Annotated in this window: 14 protein-coding genes; 5 read left to right on the top strand and 9 right to left on the bottom strand. The window is 60.6% G+C overall.

The genetic code is table 11. The features are described from left to right. Window positions 1-112 precede the first annotated feature (112 nt). Window positions 113-523 (bottom strand): pyrimidine (deoxy)nucleoside triphosphate diphosphatase, encoded by a 411-nt coding sequence (locus tag AC236I_RS14805; RefSeq protein WP_004860854.1) that lies wholly within the window; start codon window positions 521-523, stop codon window positions 113-115. An 86-nt stretch (window positions 524-609) separates the two neighbouring features. On the opposite strand from AC236I_RS14805, the gene AC236I_RS14800 reads away from it, so the two are divergent. Then, the gene (locus AC236I_RS14800; RefSeq protein ID WP_015584597.1) at window positions 610-1233 is read left to right on the top strand and encodes a CDP-alcohol phosphatidyltransferase family protein; all 624 of its coding nucleotides are present in this window, start codon (window positions 610-612) and stop codon (window positions 1231-1233) included. Between the two features lie 5 nt (window positions 1234-1238). Here the strand turns inward: AC236I_RS14800 and AC236I_RS14795 are convergent, their stop codons facing one another. The 8 genes from AC236I_RS14795 to xthA all read right to left on the bottom strand — a co-directional run bounded on the left by AC236I_RS14795 (window position 1239) and on the right by xthA (window position 8909). Then, window positions 1239-2546, bottom strand: coding sequence for a sulfurtransferase (locus AC236I_RS14795; RefSeq protein ID WP_065906349.1), 1308 nt, complete (start codon window positions 2544-2546; stop codon window positions 1239-1241). A gap of 87 nt (window positions 2547-2633) precedes the next feature. After that, the gene (locus tag AC236I_RS14790) at window positions 2634-3266 is read right to left on the bottom strand and encodes an ATP-binding cassette domain-containing protein (protein ID WP_004860866.1); all 633 of its coding nucleotides are present in this window, start codon (window positions 3264-3266) and stop codon (window positions 2634-2636) included. Continuing rightward, window positions 3266-4801: an ABC transporter permease subunit gene (locus AC236I_RS14785; protein ID WP_044349462.1), complete on the bottom strand. Its 1536-nt coding sequence runs from the start codon at window positions 4799-4801 to the stop codon at window positions 3266-3268. The genes AC236I_RS14790 and AC236I_RS14785 overlap by 1 nt, the downstream gene beginning before the upstream one ends. Continuing rightward, window positions 4774-5943, bottom strand: a complete 1170-nt coding sequence (locus AC236I_RS14780) for an ABC transporter substrate-binding protein (RefSeq protein WP_487608532.1) — start codon at window positions 5941-5943, stop codon at window positions 4774-4776. The genes AC236I_RS14785 and AC236I_RS14780 overlap by 28 nt, the downstream gene beginning before the upstream one ends. Window positions 5944-5953: 10 nt before the next feature. Beyond that, window positions 5954-6520, bottom strand: coding sequence for a carboxymuconolactone decarboxylase family protein (locus AC236I_RS14775; protein WP_487608531.1), 567 nt, complete (start codon window positions 6518-6520; stop codon window positions 5954-5956). Next, on the bottom strand, window positions 6520-7227 hold the full coding sequence (locus AC236I_RS14770; RefSeq protein WP_044349458.1) for a TVP38/TMEM64 family protein: 708 nt from the start codon (window positions 7225-7227) through the stop codon (window positions 6520-6522). The genes AC236I_RS14775 and AC236I_RS14770 overlap by 1 nt, the downstream gene beginning before the upstream one ends. Next, the gene (locus tag AC236I_RS14765; protein ID WP_015584591.1) at window positions 7214-7852 is read right to left on the bottom strand and encodes a TVP38/TMEM64 family protein; all 639 of its coding nucleotides are present in this window, start codon (window positions 7850-7852) and stop codon (window positions 7214-7216) included. Before AC236I_RS14765 ends, AC236I_RS14770 begins: the two co-directional genes overlap by 14 nt. A gap of 250 nt (window positions 7853-8102) precedes the next feature. Beyond that, entirely contained in the window at window positions 8103-8909 is an 807-nt protein-coding gene (gene xthA, locus AC236I_RS14760; protein WP_015584590.1) for an exodeoxyribonuclease III, read from the bottom strand. A 446-nt stretch (window positions 8910-9355) separates the two neighbouring features. Between xthA and astC the strand changes: the two genes are divergently transcribed. The 4 genes from astC to astB are packed head-to-tail and all read left to right on the top strand — an operon-like array spanning window position 9356 to window position 14413. Next, entirely contained in the window at window positions 9356-10576 is a 1221-nt protein-coding gene (astC, locus tag AC236I_RS14755; RefSeq protein ID WP_487608530.1) for a succinylornithine/acetylornithine transaminase, read from the top strand. Further along, entirely contained in the window at window positions 10573-11607 is a 1035-nt protein-coding gene (gene astA, locus AC236I_RS14750) for an arginine N-succinyltransferase (RefSeq protein ID WP_004860890.1), read from the top strand. Before astC ends, astA begins: the two co-directional genes overlap by 4 nt. Then, window positions 11604-13082 (top strand): succinylglutamate-semialdehyde dehydrogenase, encoded by a 1479-nt coding sequence (gene astD / locus AC236I_RS14745; protein WP_487608529.1) that lies wholly within the window; start codon window positions 11604-11606, stop codon window positions 13080-13082. Before astA ends, astD begins: the two co-directional genes overlap by 4 nt. Continuing rightward, window positions 13079-14413 (top strand): N-succinylarginine dihydrolase, encoded by a 1335-nt coding sequence (gene astB, locus AC236I_RS14740; protein WP_032717267.1) that lies wholly within the window; start codon window positions 13079-13081, stop codon window positions 14411-14413. The genes astD and astB overlap by 4 nt, the downstream gene beginning before the upstream one ends. Window positions 14414-14429 lie beyond the last annotated feature (16 nt).

Here is a 14429-nt window from a genome sequence, read left to right as displayed (position 1 = left end):
TCCGACTATAACACCGGGAATCGTTAGGCAAGCAAGGAAAAATTATCCAGACAGCAAAATTTATAATCTGGCGTCAGTCATAACTAAAAACGATGACGCCAGTGGCAGGGAATTAGCGGGGAAGATCGGCGGCGCGTTGGGCAATAAACGCGTTCAGTAGCGGAATATCTGCCGGAGCAAGGTCGAAGGTGAGCGCCTCTTGCGGCGTGCACCAGCGCAGCTGACGGTGATAGTGGGCGGCAGGAAGGCCGCTAAAGCGCGCCACCCACCAGGCGTGCAGGTGAATCAGGCGGCCGGAGACCTCCCGTTGATGGCTGGCGATATAGCGCTCAACCTCCGCCGTGATGCCGAGCTCCTCCTGCAGCTCGCGGATAAGCGCCTGCGGCTGGCTCTCGCCGGGCTCCACTTTGCCTCCGGCAAATTCCCATAGGCCGGGCTGATCGGCATGGGGCGGGCGTTGCGCCAGCAGAATTTTGCCGTCCTGTTCAATAATGGCGGCTACAACATCAAGCGTTTTTTGCATCTGAATCATCGTTCCGGGCAGGATAATGGCCTATTATCACCGCCTTTATCTTTGCCAGACAACCTTTAGCCCATCGGAGATATGCTGTGCTCGATAGTCATCTGCATCCTCGCCTGAAACCCTTGCTCAATGTTTGCGCCGCGCGGCTGGAGCGCCTCGGCGTCTCTGCCGACGGCGTGACCCTGACGGGCTTCGCCATTGGTGTTCTGGCGCTGCCGTTTCTGGGGCTTCGTTGGTACGGGGCGGCGTTGGCGGCGATTGTCGTGAACCGGCTTCTCGATGGCGTAGATGGCGCGCTGGCGCGTCGCCGCGGGTTGACCGACGCGGGGGGATTTCTCGATATCTCCCTCGACTTTTTGTTTTATGCCCTGGTACCGTTTGGGTTTATTATCGCCGATCCGGCGCAAAACGCCGTGGCCGGGGGCTGGCTGCTTTTTTCTTTTATCGGAACCGGCAGCAGTTTTCTCGCCTTTGCCGCGCTGGCGGCAAAACATCAGATAGCCAACCCGGGCTATGCGCATAAGTCGTTTTACTACCTGGGAGGATTGACGGAGGGGAGTGAAACCATCCTGCTGTTCGTGCTGTGCTGCCTGTTTCCCGCATATTTCGCCTGGCTGGCGTGGCTGTTCGGCGCGCTCTGCTGGCTGACCACCGCCACCCGTATTTACAGTGGCTACCTGACGCTGAAGCAGCTTCAGCGCCAGGCATAACGCGGTTACTGGCTGTTATCCGGGCCGCGCACGCCGGTCTGCACCGGGTTTTTCGGGTCGCTGCTCCACTCGTACCAGCCGCCATCGTACACCGAGATATTTTTCCAGCCCATGGCGCGGGCGTACATAAAGGTCTCTGAGGCGCGCCAGCCGGTGCCGCAGTAGAAAGAGACCTGCTGGTCGGGACGAATATTCCACTGTCGCCACATGGCGGTGATATCCTCCGCGCTGCGCATGGTGCCGTCCGGGTTGTGGAAGTCTTCCATGTGGGTGGAGTCGCTCCCGGCGTGCCCCCAGCGGGCGCCGGCAATTTCGCCTTTTGGCTTGATATAGCTGTAGCCGCTGGTGGTGCCGATAAACTCCGGCCAGGAACGGATACTGACCAGCGACGCATCCTGACGATGCAGCAGCGCGCGCGCCTGCTCCATATTCAGCATCAGCTGCGGCTGGCCGGGAATCGGCGCGCCGAAGTCAGGCGCCGGTTTTTGTTCCGGCGGCATGCCGCGTTCCACCGGCAGACCGGCATCGGACCAGCTTTTCCAGCCGCCGTCGAGCAGACGCACGTCTTTCACCCCGGCGTACAGCAGAATCTGCGCCACGCGGGCGGCGGCGTAGACGTCGCGACCGTAGAGAATCACCGTGGTGTCATGACGAATGCCCTGTTTCGCCAGCAGTGCTTTCAGCTGGGCATCGGAGACCTTATTCCACAGCGGTTCGCTTTCGACCTCGTTGGTGTCGATATATCCGGCGCCGGGAATATGATTCAGCAGATAGAATTTGGGCGCGCCCCAGGCGGCTTCAATCACTTTCCACTGTCCGGCCGGAGCGGCGGTCACCGCTTTACCCTGCTGGAGATCGTGCAGCCACTGCGGGTAAACCAGCTGCTCAAAGTGCGGCAGCTTTTGCAGACGTTCGGGGTGACTCAGCGCATCGCTAAGGGTACTGAGATGGGTAAACCCGGCGGCCTGCAGGCGCGCGGCGACTTTCGCGTTGTCTGTATCGCTGCCGTACAGCGCAACGGGGGTATCGGCCCGCAGCTGATGCTGTTGGGCCCACGCGCTAAGCTGTTCATCGTTCATGGCGCTGAGCCAACTGGCGGAGAGATTCAGCGCCAGCGGTTCGTGACCCTGCGGGCCGTTAGCCTGTTGGGGCCAGCCGTTGTAGAACGCGCTGAGGCGTGTATCAATCGCGATACCGTGCTGCTGTTGGAGCGCGGAGAGCGTCAGCGTTGGCATGGTTTCAGCGGCGAAGGAGGGGGAAGCAGCAAGCCCGATCAGCAGGGCGAGTGCGGTCAATTGAGAAACACGTTTCATCGAAATGCCCGACAAGAGAAAATTGAGCGCACATTTTCCGCTGCCTCCGTAGGGAATTCTTTGCGATAACGCAGGTTAGCAGGGTTTTCATTGCCAGTCGCGGATATTCAGACAGCGGCCGCGGTCGGGAATATCGCCACTGTCGTGGGTCACCAGCACCGCCGGAATGGCGAGGCGCGCCAGCTCATCAAATACCCAACGGCGAAAACCGGCGCGTAGTTCGGCATCCAGGCGGTTAAACGGCTCATCCAGCAGCAGTGCCAGCGGGCGCGCCAGCAGGGCGCGGAGCAGGCTGACGCGGGCGCGCTGGCCGCCGGAGAGTGTCGCCGGATCGCGGGAATAGAACCCGGCCAGCCCGGCCCGTTCCAGCGCCTGCTGCACCTGAATTTTGCGCGCCGCGCCGCGGATGTCGGCCGGCAGCGCCAGCAGCAGGTTTTGCCCGACGCTGAAGTGGTCGAACAGCAGCGCATCCTGAAACAGAATCCCAATCCGCCGTCGCTCGGTGGGGCGTTCATCGCAGCGTTCGTTGTAGAGCCACAGTTCGCCGCTGGCGTGAAAAGGGGCCTCCAGCGCGCCAATCATCCAGGCGAACAGCGTAGATTTGCCGCTGCCGGATGGCCCCATCAGCGTCAGTACTTCTCCCGGAGAAACGGAAAAGGCGATTTCCCGCAGCAGGGGACGGTGATGCAACGTCAGGGTCAGATTGTTTACGGTGAGCACTAGCGTAATCCTCGTCGATAGCGGCCAGCCAGCCATGCCAGCAGGGCGGTCAGGGAAAAGACCATCGCCGGTAGCAGCAGTTGCCATAATGCCTGCGCGGCGAGCGTTTGCGTATCGCCGCCGCTGCTGAGCGCTACGGCTTCGCTGGTTAATGTCGGCGTCCGGCCGGCCCCCAGCCACAGGGTGGGCAGATACTGGGCAATGCTTACCGAGAAGCCGACCGCCAGCGCCATCAGCAGCGGGCGCACCAGCATCGGAAGTTTTACCCGCCAGACGCGTTGCCAGCGTCCCCAGCCAAGGGTTCGCGCGACCAGTTCCAGACGCGGATCGCGGTGACGCCACGCCGGACGCAGAACAAACAGCATCCACGGAACCACCCACAGCAGATGGCCCCACAAGACGGTGGCAAATTGCCCATCCTGCCAGGTATACAGCGCCAGTTGATACTGACCGTCGGCCAGCGGCAGCGCGGGCAGAACCAGCGGTAGCCAGACCCAGCTATCGCCGCGGGAAGGACCGCACTCCAGCCACAGCAGGCAGACAAGCGCCCCTGCCAGAGAGGCGAGAAGCGCCAGCCCCAGGCTGTTCGCCAGGCTATCGTTTAGCGGAGAGGCGCTCTGCGCCAGCGCCGCCAGCAGCAGCGCGCAAAGCAGGCCGCTCAACGGCAGGCCGATTGCCAGCAGCCGTCCGGCGAGCGCGCGCGGCTGCGGACGACGAATGCCTCGCAGGTCAGGGATCTGTCGCTGCCAGAGACGCCATCCACCCCAGGCGCAAACAAGCACCCCTCCCAGGATGAGCAGCAACAGCAGGCTGGCGAGGGCACCTTTCGCCTGCTGCATATCATCACCCTGGTTTAACCATTGCCAGGCGAGTACCGCAAGCGTAGGCGGGTTGCCCGGGCCGATCACCAGCGCGACATCCACCGTCGACAGGCTCCATGCGGTGGTGGCCACCAGAACGATAGCAAGTGAAGGCAACAGCGTCGGCAGTATCAGCCAGTTGAGACACTGCCAGCGGCCGTATCCCTGGCTTTTCAGGACCGTAGCCTGCTCGGCCAGGCGTTTTTCGCTCAGAAGACCGTAGATCGCCCACAGCAAAAATCCGCTCTCTTTGATGGCCATCGTCAGCCCCAGACCAATGCCGTAGCGATCGGCCGGCGGGGAGCAAACGGAACAGACGCGATACAGCCAGCCGCCTTCGGCGAAAAGGAGCAGCGCGCCGGTGGCAAAGGCGACGTGGGGCACGGCTAACAGGAGCGGCAGGCGTCCCGCCAGCTGCCGCCAGCCGCGGGAGGGCCAGAGCGCGGCGACGAGAGTCAGACTTATCAGCAGCGCGCCGCCGACCGCGAGGAGCGTGGAGATCAGGGTCGCCGCCAGCGCCTGCCAAATCTGAGGATCGGCGAACAGCGCCTGCCAGCAGGCGAGGCGGAACGCCGGCGCGAGCATGAGCGCAATGGCCGGGAAGACGGGCAGGTAAATCAGCGCCATGATTCCCCAGGCCAGCAGAATCAGTGGGTACCGTAACGGCGCAGCCATTCCTGCTCCAGGGCATCAACCCAGGCCGCGTGGGGTTCCGCCAGTACCGGCGGCGGGTTCTGCGGAGCCCGCGCCTGCAGGGCCTGGCGCTGGTCGTCGGGTAAGCTCTGCGGGTTCAACACGCTGGGGTCGCCCCACACCGCCGGATCGGCTTTACGCAGCTGCGCCGCCGGGGAGAGCAGGAAGTTGGCCACCACTCTGGCGCCCGCCGGGGCGCGCGCATTGGCTGGAATGGTCACGAAGTGCACATTGCCGAGCATCCCGCGCTCAAAACCAAAGCCATAGCTGTCCTTCGGCAGCTCGCCGCTGACCGCTTTTTGCCGGGCATGCAGCGGGTTAAACGTCAGCGACAGCCGAAGCGTACCGGTTGCCAGCATGGCATCCATGCGGGCCGGCGAGGCCGGGAAGTCGCGCCCCTCCCGCCACAGCAGGGGATGAAGCCGGTCGAGATAGCGCCACAGCGGTGCGGTGACGGCGGCAAACGTCTGCGGCTCCGGGGGGCGACGCAGCGCTTCCGGGCGTTCCGTCAGAGTCATCAACAACTGTTCGAGGAAGGCGGTACCGGTAAAGTCCGGCGGACGCGGATAGGTGACCTCGCCGCGATGCGCGACGGCAAAGGTCAGCAGCGTCTCCGGGCTGTCTGGTGGCGTCGGCGTCTGCGTACGTCGGGCGATAAAGGTGAGCTGCGCGCTGCCCCACGGGGACTCTGCGCCTTCGGTCGGCAGGGAGAAATCTTCACGCACCGGCTGGCGGGTATCAACATAGCGCCAGTTTGGCAGCGTCTCCGCCCATCCGGTTTGCAGCAGGTTGGCGGTTTTCAGGGTACGGAAGTTCTCGCCGTTGACCCACAGCAGATCGACGGAGCCATGATGCTTGCGCCCGGCGCGGGCTTCCGTTTGCAGGCGCTTTACCGTATCTGCGGCATCGGCGATATGCACAATGCGCAGGTCGATAGCATAGTCGCGTTTCACCTCCGCGCTGACCCAGTCGAGATAGCGATTTACCGCCGGGTCGCCGCCCCAGGCATTAAACCACACCGTCTGTCCGCGGGCCTGGCGGGCGATCTGTTGCCAGCTATCGTCGGCGTGAGCGGCAAGCGGGGCCCACAGCAGCGCCGCGAGCCAGAGTAAACAGTAGCGCATGATCCGCTCCTTATGATTTGGTGTCTTCTGAAGAGGTTGGCTGAGGGATCTGGCACAGGCCCTGAGCCGGGATCGCCATGGCGGAATTAAACCGTGCCGACAAATTTTGTAAGCCGATCAGCGCCGTGAGTTCGGTCAGGGCCTGGGCATCAAATCGCGCCATGAGTTTGCCGCGCAGCGCATCGTCGACGGTTGGCGGCGTAAGGCTGGCGGTTTCGGCATACTCCAGCGCCAGACGTTCGTCTTCGCTGAACAGCGGGCTCTGGCGCCAGCGGGCGACGGCGAGGAGCTTCTCGGCGCTGCCGGTGCGTTCAGCCAGCTTCATGCTGGTGATATCCACGCAAAATTCGCACAGACACATCTGAGCGATGCGGGCGCTGACCAGCGCGCGTAGCACCGGATCAAGGGGCGAACGCTTGCGTTCAAGATAGCCGACAAACATCGACACCAGATAAAAGACCAGCGGAATACGCCCCCACCAGCGAATAGGGCTAAGCACCTCGCCGTAGTGGCGACGATGCAGCCAGGCCTGCGGGCGCAGGATCAGGGGGATGGTACGCAGCGGCGGCAACCTCATCAGGATTTCCTCTTATGACGTTCGAGATAGCAGGCTTTAGCAATAAAGATAATCAGCGTCAGCGCAAACAGAACGGATAAGGCGGTCATAAACCAGAATGTCCCGCCGGTTAACTGGCTGCCCACCCACGAGTACACTATCGTGGCGGGCAACTGGCCGATGCCGGTGGCAAACATAAACTGGCGAAAGCGAATCGACGTCAGACCCGCCGCATAGCTGATGGGATCAAAGGGGACAAACGGCAGCAGCCGGCAGATCAACACCGTCTGGTGGCCGTAGCGGTCGAAGAAAGCGTCCATACTGCGCAGCACCGTTTTTCCGGTCAGCTTTTCAACCGCTTCACGACCCAGCACCCTGGCGATAAAAAAACACAGCGCGGCGCCGGCCATGGCGCTGACCCAGGAAAGGGCACCGCCCCAGAAGGCGCCAAACAGCGACGCGTTTGCGAAGGTGATCAGAAAGGCGGGGAGCGGCGCCACGACAGCCTGCAGGATCATTAAGGCGAAAGAAACCAGGGCCGCCTGCGGACCGTAGGCGTGAATAAAGCGCTCAATGGCGTGCTGATCTAAGGCGGAAAAAGCCGCCAGACTGTGCTGAATAAACGCATTCACGGCGGGGATACGCCACCAGGCGACGAGCGCGGCCACGACAATGAGGATCAGCGCCGCGCGAGCGTACCAGATGAGACGGGCGTTATTTTTCTTCATGGCTAACCTGCAGTTTGTCGGGATCGATCTGCCGCCGCCGGGCAAAGATTTTGGCGCCCTGAATGATGCCAAATAAGGCGAGGCCGGCCAGACTCAGTTTCAGCATAAACCCCAACGTAATGCCCTCTCTGGCGAGTTCGCTCGCCATCAGGGTATAGATAAACAGCCCTGGCAGGGTTGTCAGGACCGAGATCAGCATAAATGAGCCGAACGGAATGGCCGTCAGACCATAGGCATAGTTTTGAATGTTGTACGGAAACAGCGGCACCAGGCGGGTAAAAATCAGGAAATCAGTACCGCTGCGGGCAATACCACGTTCAATCGCCTGAAAGGTCGCGGTATGTCCGGCATATTTCAGCAGCAGATCCCGACCCAGCCAGCGGGCCAGCAAAAACGAGAGCGCCGAGGCCACCGTGGCCGCACACAGCGATAACAGGGTGCCCCATACCGGGCCAAAGACCACGCCTCCGACCATCACCAGGATACTGCCCGGAATCAGGCACAGGGTCGCGACGATAAATAAGGCAACATAGAGCGTCCAGCCGAGCGGGCCGCTGTGTTGAATCAGCGACTGGAGATGGCGGAAGTGGGTCACCAGATCGGCAAAGCCGGAGAAGGAGATCATCGCCAGCGTGGCGCAGAGCAGGGCGAAAATCAGCAGCAGCCTGGATTCTGCTTTATGACGGCTTCTTTTCCATGGGGGATCTCCTGTTTTAACCGCGTTCCGTGAACCTCCACCCCGCTTGCCAGGGTGTGCGCGACAGTATAATAAATGGCGAGCTACAACAATGTCTTACCGCGGATTTATTGATTTTGCTCAGGATAAGCGGACTCTCCGCGACCGTCAGGCCGGGAGAGTCGACGGAGAAAACGCGTTACGGTTTGAAGGTGGCCCAGACCGGCGCATGGTCAGACGGTTTTTCCATACCGCGAATGTCGTAATCAATACCGGTTTCTACGCAGCGCTGCGCCAGCGGAGAGCTTGCCAGCAGCAGGTCGATACGCAGACCGCGGTTATCGTCAAAGCCTTTGGAGCGGTAGTCAAACCAGGAGAAGCGATCCTGGTTGTCCGGGTTGGCCTGACGCCAGGTGTCAACCAGACCCCAGTCCAGCAAACGCGCCATCCACTCGCGCTCTTCCGGCAGGAATGAGCACTTACCGGTGCGCAGCCAGCGCTTGCGGTTCTCTTCGCCAATGCCGATGTCAAGGTCGGTTGGGCTGATGTTCATATCGCCCATGATCAGCAGCGGATTATCTTTGTTCAGTTCGCTATCAAGATAGTTTTGCAGGTTCTGGTAGAACGCCGCTTTTGCCGGGAACTTGGTTTCGTGGTCGCGGCTTTCGCCCTGCGGGAAGTAGCCGTTGATCACCGTGACATTCCCGAATGCCGACGGAATTTCCGCCATGATGATGCGGCGCTGGGCCTCTTCGCCATCGTTGGGGAAACCGCGGCGTACGGCGACCGGCGTCTCTTTGGTCAGCAGCGCCACGCCATAGTGCCCTTTTTGACCGTGGTAGAACACGTTGTACCCGAGCTTTGCAACCTCTTCGAGCGGAAACATGTCGTCGTGTACTTTGGTTTCTTGTAAGCCAATGACGTCAGGCTGATGTTTGTCGACGATGGCGGCCAGCTGGTGGGGGCGGGCACGCAGGCCGTTGATATTAAAAGAGAGAAATTTCATAGTCGCTGCCACTGTGCAAGGTGAATAGTGCAGGGATGGTAGCAGAAATTCGCCGGGCTGGCTGCCGGAAGGCATTTTATTGTGCCTGTTGTTCCGATTGGCGTCGCTGACGTAACCCGCGCGCACCATTCTGGCGCAGGCTGCGCTAAAAAAGGGCGGATATCTACGATAAATTTCGTAGAGGATCACAAATACAGAATTATATCTTACCGATGCATAAACTATTTGATTTATTCACTGTTATGGCCGGCGAGTAAGATATTTATTCACTATTTATGCATTTATTGTGCATAAAGAGAAATCGTAACCTATTGATATTCCTTACTTGACTCTGATTTATGCATTTTCCCCTCTGGCTGGCACGAAGCGTGCAATCTACATTTACAGCGTAATAACCCATAATTTTTAACATTATTCATACTTTTTATTTACCGGAAGAGGTCGATATGTCTCAGTCAATTACGCGTAACAATTTTGATGAATGGATGATGCCGGTCTACGCGCCAGCGGCTTTTATTCCGGTACGCGGTGAAGGTTCACGCCTGTGGGATCAGCAGGGAAAAGAGTATATCGATTTTGCCGGCGGCATTGCGGTGAATGCCCTGGGACATGCTCACCCTCAGCTCATTCGCGCGTTGACGGAACAAGCCGGAAAGTTCTGGCACACCGGCAACGGGTATACCAATGAGCCGGTCCTGCGCCTGGCGAAACAGCTGATTGACGCGACGTTTGCCGATCGCGTTTTCTTCTGTAACTCAGGCGCAGAGGCTAACGAAGCGGTGCTGAAGCTGGCGCGCAAATATGCTCATGACCGTTTCGGCAGCCATAAAAGCGGTATCGTCGCGTTCAAAAATGCCTTCCACGGTCGCACCTTGTTTACCGTCTCCGCGGGCGGCCAGCCGGCCTATTCTCAGGATTTTGCCCCGCTGCCGCCGCAGATCCAGCATGCTGTCTATAACGATCTCGAATCAGCCCGGGCGCTTATCGATGACAATACCTGCGCGGTCATTGTCGAGCCGATGCAGGGCGAAGGGGGCGTGGTGCCAGCCGATCCGGCTTTCCTGCGCGGCCTGCGCGAGCTGTGCGACGCCCATCATGCGCTGTTGATTTTTGATGAAGTCCAGACCGGTGTGGGTCGTACCGGTGAACTGTATGCCTACATGCACTATGGCGTCACGCCGGATGTCCTGTCGACGGCGAAAGCGCTGGGCGGCGGTTTCCCGATTGGCGCGCTGCTGGCAACGGAAGCCTGTGCCAGCGTCATGACCGTCGGGACGCACGGTACCACCTACGGTGGTAATCCGCTGGCCAGCGCGGTGGCCGGCGAAGTGCTGTCGATCGTCAATACGCCGGCGGTACTGAACGGCGTGAAGCAGCGCCACCAGTGGTTTACCGAGAGACTGAACGCCATTAACGCGCGTTATGGTCTGTTTAAGGAGATCCGGGGGCTGGGATTGCTGATCGGCTGCGTCCTCAATGATGCCTGGGCCGGAAAGGCGAAAGCCATCAGTACCCAGGCGGCGGAAGAGGGGCTGATGATTCTGATTGCCGGCGCGAACGTGGTGCGTTTCGCTCCGGCGCTCATTGTGAGTGAGGAAGAGGTCAAAACCGGGCTGGATCGCTTTGAGCTGGCCTGCCAACACTTCCTCGCGGGAGCGTCATCATGATGGTGATTCGTCCTGTAGTCGCCGAAGATCTGGCCGGTCTGATGACCCTGGCTGGTGAAACCGGCGGCGGCCTGACATCGCTGCCTGCCGATGAAAAGACGCTGGCGGCGCGGATTGAACGTTCACAGAAAACCTGGCGAGGGGAGCTGCCAAAAAGCGAACAGGGCTATGTTTTTGTGCTTGAAGAGACCAGCAGCGGCGCGGTGGTGGGGATTTGCGCTATCGAAGTTGCGGTGGGGTTGAACGATCCCTGGTACAACTACCGCGTGGGGACGCAGGTTCATGCCTCGAAAGAGCTGAATGTCTACAATGCGTTGCCGACGCTGTTTCTCAGCAACGATCACACCGGCAGCAGCGAGCTGTGCACGCTGTTTCTCGATCCGGCCTGGCGTAAAGAGGGCAACGGCTATCTGTTGTCGAAATCGCGCTTTATGTTTATGGCCGCGTTCCGCGAACACTTTAATGAAAAAGTGGTGGCGGAGATGCGCGGCGTGATTGATGAACAGGGCTATTCCCCGTTCTGGGAAAGCCTCGGCAAACGCTTTTTCGCCATGGAGTTCTCTCGTGCCGACTACCTGTGCGGGACCGGGCAAAAAGCCTTTATTGCCGCCCTGATGCCGAAGCATCCGCTGTATATCGACTTTCTATCCGATGAGGCGCGCGCGGTGATCGGCGAAGTGCACCCGCAAACGGCGCCGGCACGTGCGGTGCTGGAGAAAGAAGGGTTTCGCTACCGCAACTATATCGACATTTTCGACGGTGGGCCGACGCTGGAGTGCGACATTGACCGGGTACGGGCGATTCGTAAAAGCCGGCTGGTGACCGTTGCGGAAGGGCAGCCCGCACCGGGGGAATGGCCGGTATGCCTGGTTGCCAACGAGCAGTATCTGCAGTTTCGCGCGCTGTTGGTGCACGCCGATCCGGATACCGATCGCCTGCTGTTAAGCGCGCGCGAACTGGATGCCCTGAAATGCCATGTCGGCGACCGGGTGAGACTGGTGCGTCTGATTCCGGAGGAGAAAAAATCATGAGTTTATGGATCAACGGTGACTGGCAGAGCGGACACGGTCCGGCGCGGACAAAAACCAACCCGGTCAGCCAGGCGCTGCTCTGGCAGGGTAGCGACGCCGATGCCGGACAGGTGGCGCTGGCGGTCAGTGCCGCGAGACGAGCCTTCCCGACGTGGGCCAGACAGCCGTTCAGCGTCCGTCAGGCGATCGTAGAAAAGTTTGCCGCGCTGCTGGAAGCGAACAAAACAAAGTTAACCGCCATCATTGCCGCGGAAACCGGTAAGCCGCAGTGGGAAGCGGTAACGGAAATCAGCGCGATGATCAACAAAATCGCTATTTCCCTGAAAGCCTACCATAGCCGTACCGGTGAGTCGCAGACGGCTATGGGCGACGGCTCGGCGACGCTGCGTCATCGCCCGCATGGCGTGCTGGCGGTGTTTGGCCCATACAATTTTCCCGGCCATTTGCCCAATGGGCATATTGTGCCGGCGCTGCTGGCGGGGAATACGCTGGTGTTTAAGCCCAGCGAACTGACGCCACACAGCGGCGAGGCGGTGGTGAAGCTATGGGCCGAGGCGGGACTGCCGCCGGGGGTTCTGAACTTGCTGCAGGGCGGACGAGAAACCGGCGAAGCGCTCAGCGCCCAGCCGGATATTGACGGGCTGCTGTTTACCGGCAGCTCGGCGACGGGGTTTCAGCTGCACCGCCAGCTCGCCGGCCAGCCGGAAAAGATTCTCGCGTTGGAAATGGGCGGCAACAATCCGCTGATTGTCGACGACCCGCAGGACATCGATGCGGCGGTACATTTGACCATCCAGTCAGCCTTTATTACCGCCGGACAGCGCTGTACCTGTGCTCGTCGCCTGTTGGTGAAGCGCGGCGAGAAAGGCGATGCGTTTCTTGCCCGTTTGGTGACGGTGTCACAAACTTTGGTGCCCGACGCCTGGGATGCGTCGCCGCAGCCGTTCCTTGGCGGGCTGATCTCGCCCCAGGCGGCGCAAAAGGTTCATCAGGCCTGGCTCGGGCACGTTGCTAACGGCGGAAAAACGTTGCTGGAGCCGCGGCTGCTACGGGCCGGAACCTCGTTGCTGACGCCGGGAATCATCGAGCTGACGACGGTGGCGGAAGTCGCCGACGAGGAAGTGTTTGGTCCGCTGCTCAGCGTCTGGCGCTATGACGATTTTGCTGAGGCGATTACTCTCGCGAATGCCACTCGATTTGGGCTTTCCTGCGGGTTGATTTCCGCAGAGCGCGAGAAATTCGACCGTCTGCTGCTGGAGGCGCGGGCCGGAATTGTCAACTGGAACAAACCGCTGACCGGCGCCGCCAGCACCGCACCGTTTGGCGGCGTGGGAGCCTCCGGTAACCACCGTCCGGGAGCGTGGTACGCGGCCGATTATTGCGCGTGGCCGATGGCAAGTCTCGAAACGCCGGAACTGACGCTGCCGGAGACCCTCAGTCCCGGTCTCGACTTCCTGCGAGGAGCCGGACGATGAAAGCCTTTGAGGTAAATTTTGACGGGCTTCCCGGTCTGACCCATCACTACGCCGGACTCTCTTTTGGCAATGAGGCGTCGACACGGCATCGCTATCGGGTATCGAACCCGCAGCTGGCGGCGAAGCAGGGGCTGAAAAAGATGAAGGCGCTGGCGGATGCCGGCTATCCCCAGGCCGTCATTGCGCCACAGGAACGGCCGAATGTTCCCCTGCTGCGCCAGCTTGGATTCAGCGGCAGCGATCCGCAGGTCATCGAGAAGGCGGCCCGCCAGGCGCCGGATCTGCTGTCGGCGGTGAGCTCGGCTTCGTCAATGTGGGTGGCCAACGCGGCGACGGTTTCACCTTCCGCCGATTCGCTGGATGGCCGGGTTCACCTGACCGTGGCCAATCTTAACGATAAATTCCACCGCGCCAGCGAAGCGCCAACGACCGAGGCGCTGCTGCGCGCGATCTTCCCCGATGAGCAGCGCTTTGCTATCCATCCTCCTCTACCGCAGGTGGCGCTGTTTGGCGATGAAGGGGCGGCGAACCATAACCGCCTCGGTGGCGAGTATGGCGCGCCGGGTCTGCAGCTTTTTATTTACGGTCGTCAGCAGGGCGGCGAGGGAGAAAGCCCGCAGCGCTACCCGGCACGGCAGACGCTGGAAGCCAGTCAGGCGGTTGCGCGCCTGAATCAGGTTAACCCGCGGCAGGTGATTTTTGCCCGACAGAATCCGGCGGTGATTGATAAAGGGGTATTTCACAACGATGTGATTGCGGTGAGTAATCGCCAGGTGCTGTTTTGCCATGAGCAGGCGTTCGTCGATCAGCCGCAGCTGATGCGCCAGCTTGCCGGGCAGGTTGCCGGGTTTACGCCCGTTATCGTACCGACTCAGGCGGTGACGGTAGAAGAGGCGGTGGCGACCTATCTGTTTAACAGTCAGTTGCTGAGTAAGCCCGATGGAACGATGCGGCTGATTCTCCCTCAGGAGGCACAGGAACATCCTGGCGTCTGGCGCTACCTGAATACGCTTCTGGCCGCAGATAATCCGATTGATGAACTGCAGGTTTACGATCTGCGCGAAAGTATGGCGAACGGCGGGGGGCCGGCCTGTCTACGCCTGCGAGTGGTGTTGACGGAGGCGGAGCTGCGGGCGGTGAATCCGGCGGTGTTGATGAACGAGGCGCTGTTTGTGACCCTCAATGACTGGGTCGATCGCTACTATCGCGATCGTCTCACCCAGGCGGATCTGGCGGATCCACAGCTGCTGAACGAAGGTCGCGAGGCGCTCGATCGGCTGACGCAAATCCTGCAGCTGGGTTCCGTTTATCCGTTCCAGCAGTCGCTGTGACTCAGTTTTCGTTTCA

It is taken from the genome of Klebsiella sp. Sb-30, from assembly GCF_057652795.1.
This window is presented reverse-complemented; position numbering and strand designations above follow the sequence as displayed.

Bases quoted from the DNA above. Each gene is read 5' to 3' on its own strand.
- AC236I_RS14805 (WP_004860854.1), bottom strand. From the start codon at position 523: ATGCAAAAAACGCTTGATGTTGTAGCCGCCATTATTGAACAGGACGGC.
- AC236I_RS14795 (WP_065906349.1), bottom strand. From the start codon at position 2,546: ATGAAACGTGTTTCTCAATTGACCGCACTCGCCCTGCTGATCGGGCTT.
- AC236I_RS14785 (WP_044349462.1), bottom strand. From the start codon at position 4,801: ATGGCTGCGCCGTTACGGTACCCACTGATTCTGCTGGCCTGGGGAATC.
- AC236I_RS14780 (WP_487608532.1), bottom strand. From the start codon at position 5,943: ATGCGCTACTGTTTACTCTGGCTCGCGGCGCTGCTGTGGGCCCCGCTT.
- AC236I_RS14775 (WP_487608531.1), bottom strand. From the start codon at position 6,520: ATGAGGTTGCCGCCGCTGCGTACCATCCCCCTGATCCTGCGCCCGCAG.
- AC236I_RS14770 (WP_044349458.1), bottom strand. From the start codon at position 7,227: ATGAAGAAAAATAACGCCCGTCTCATCTGGTACGCTCGCGCGGCGCTG.
- AC236I_RS14765 (WP_015584591.1), bottom strand. From the start codon at position 7,852: ATGATCTCCTTCTCCGGCTTTGCCGATCTGGTGACCCACTTCCGCCAT.
- xthA (WP_015584590.1), bottom strand. From the start codon at position 8,909: ATGAAATTTCTCTCTTTTAATATCAACGGCCTGCGTGCCCGCCCCCAC.
- astC (WP_487608530.1), top strand. From the start codon at position 9,356: ATGTCTCAGTCAATTACGCGTAACAATTTTGATGAATGGATGATGCCG.
- astA (WP_004860890.1), top strand. From the start codon at position 10,573: ATGATGGTGATTCGTCCTGTAGTCGCCGAAGATCTGGCCGGTCTGATG.
- astD (WP_487608529.1), top strand. From the start codon at position 11,604: ATGAGTTTATGGATCAACGGTGACTGGCAGAGCGGACACGGTCCGGCG.
- astB (WP_032717267.1), top strand. From the start codon at position 13,079: ATGAAAGCCTTTGAGGTAAATTTTGACGGGCTTCCCGGTCTGACCCAT.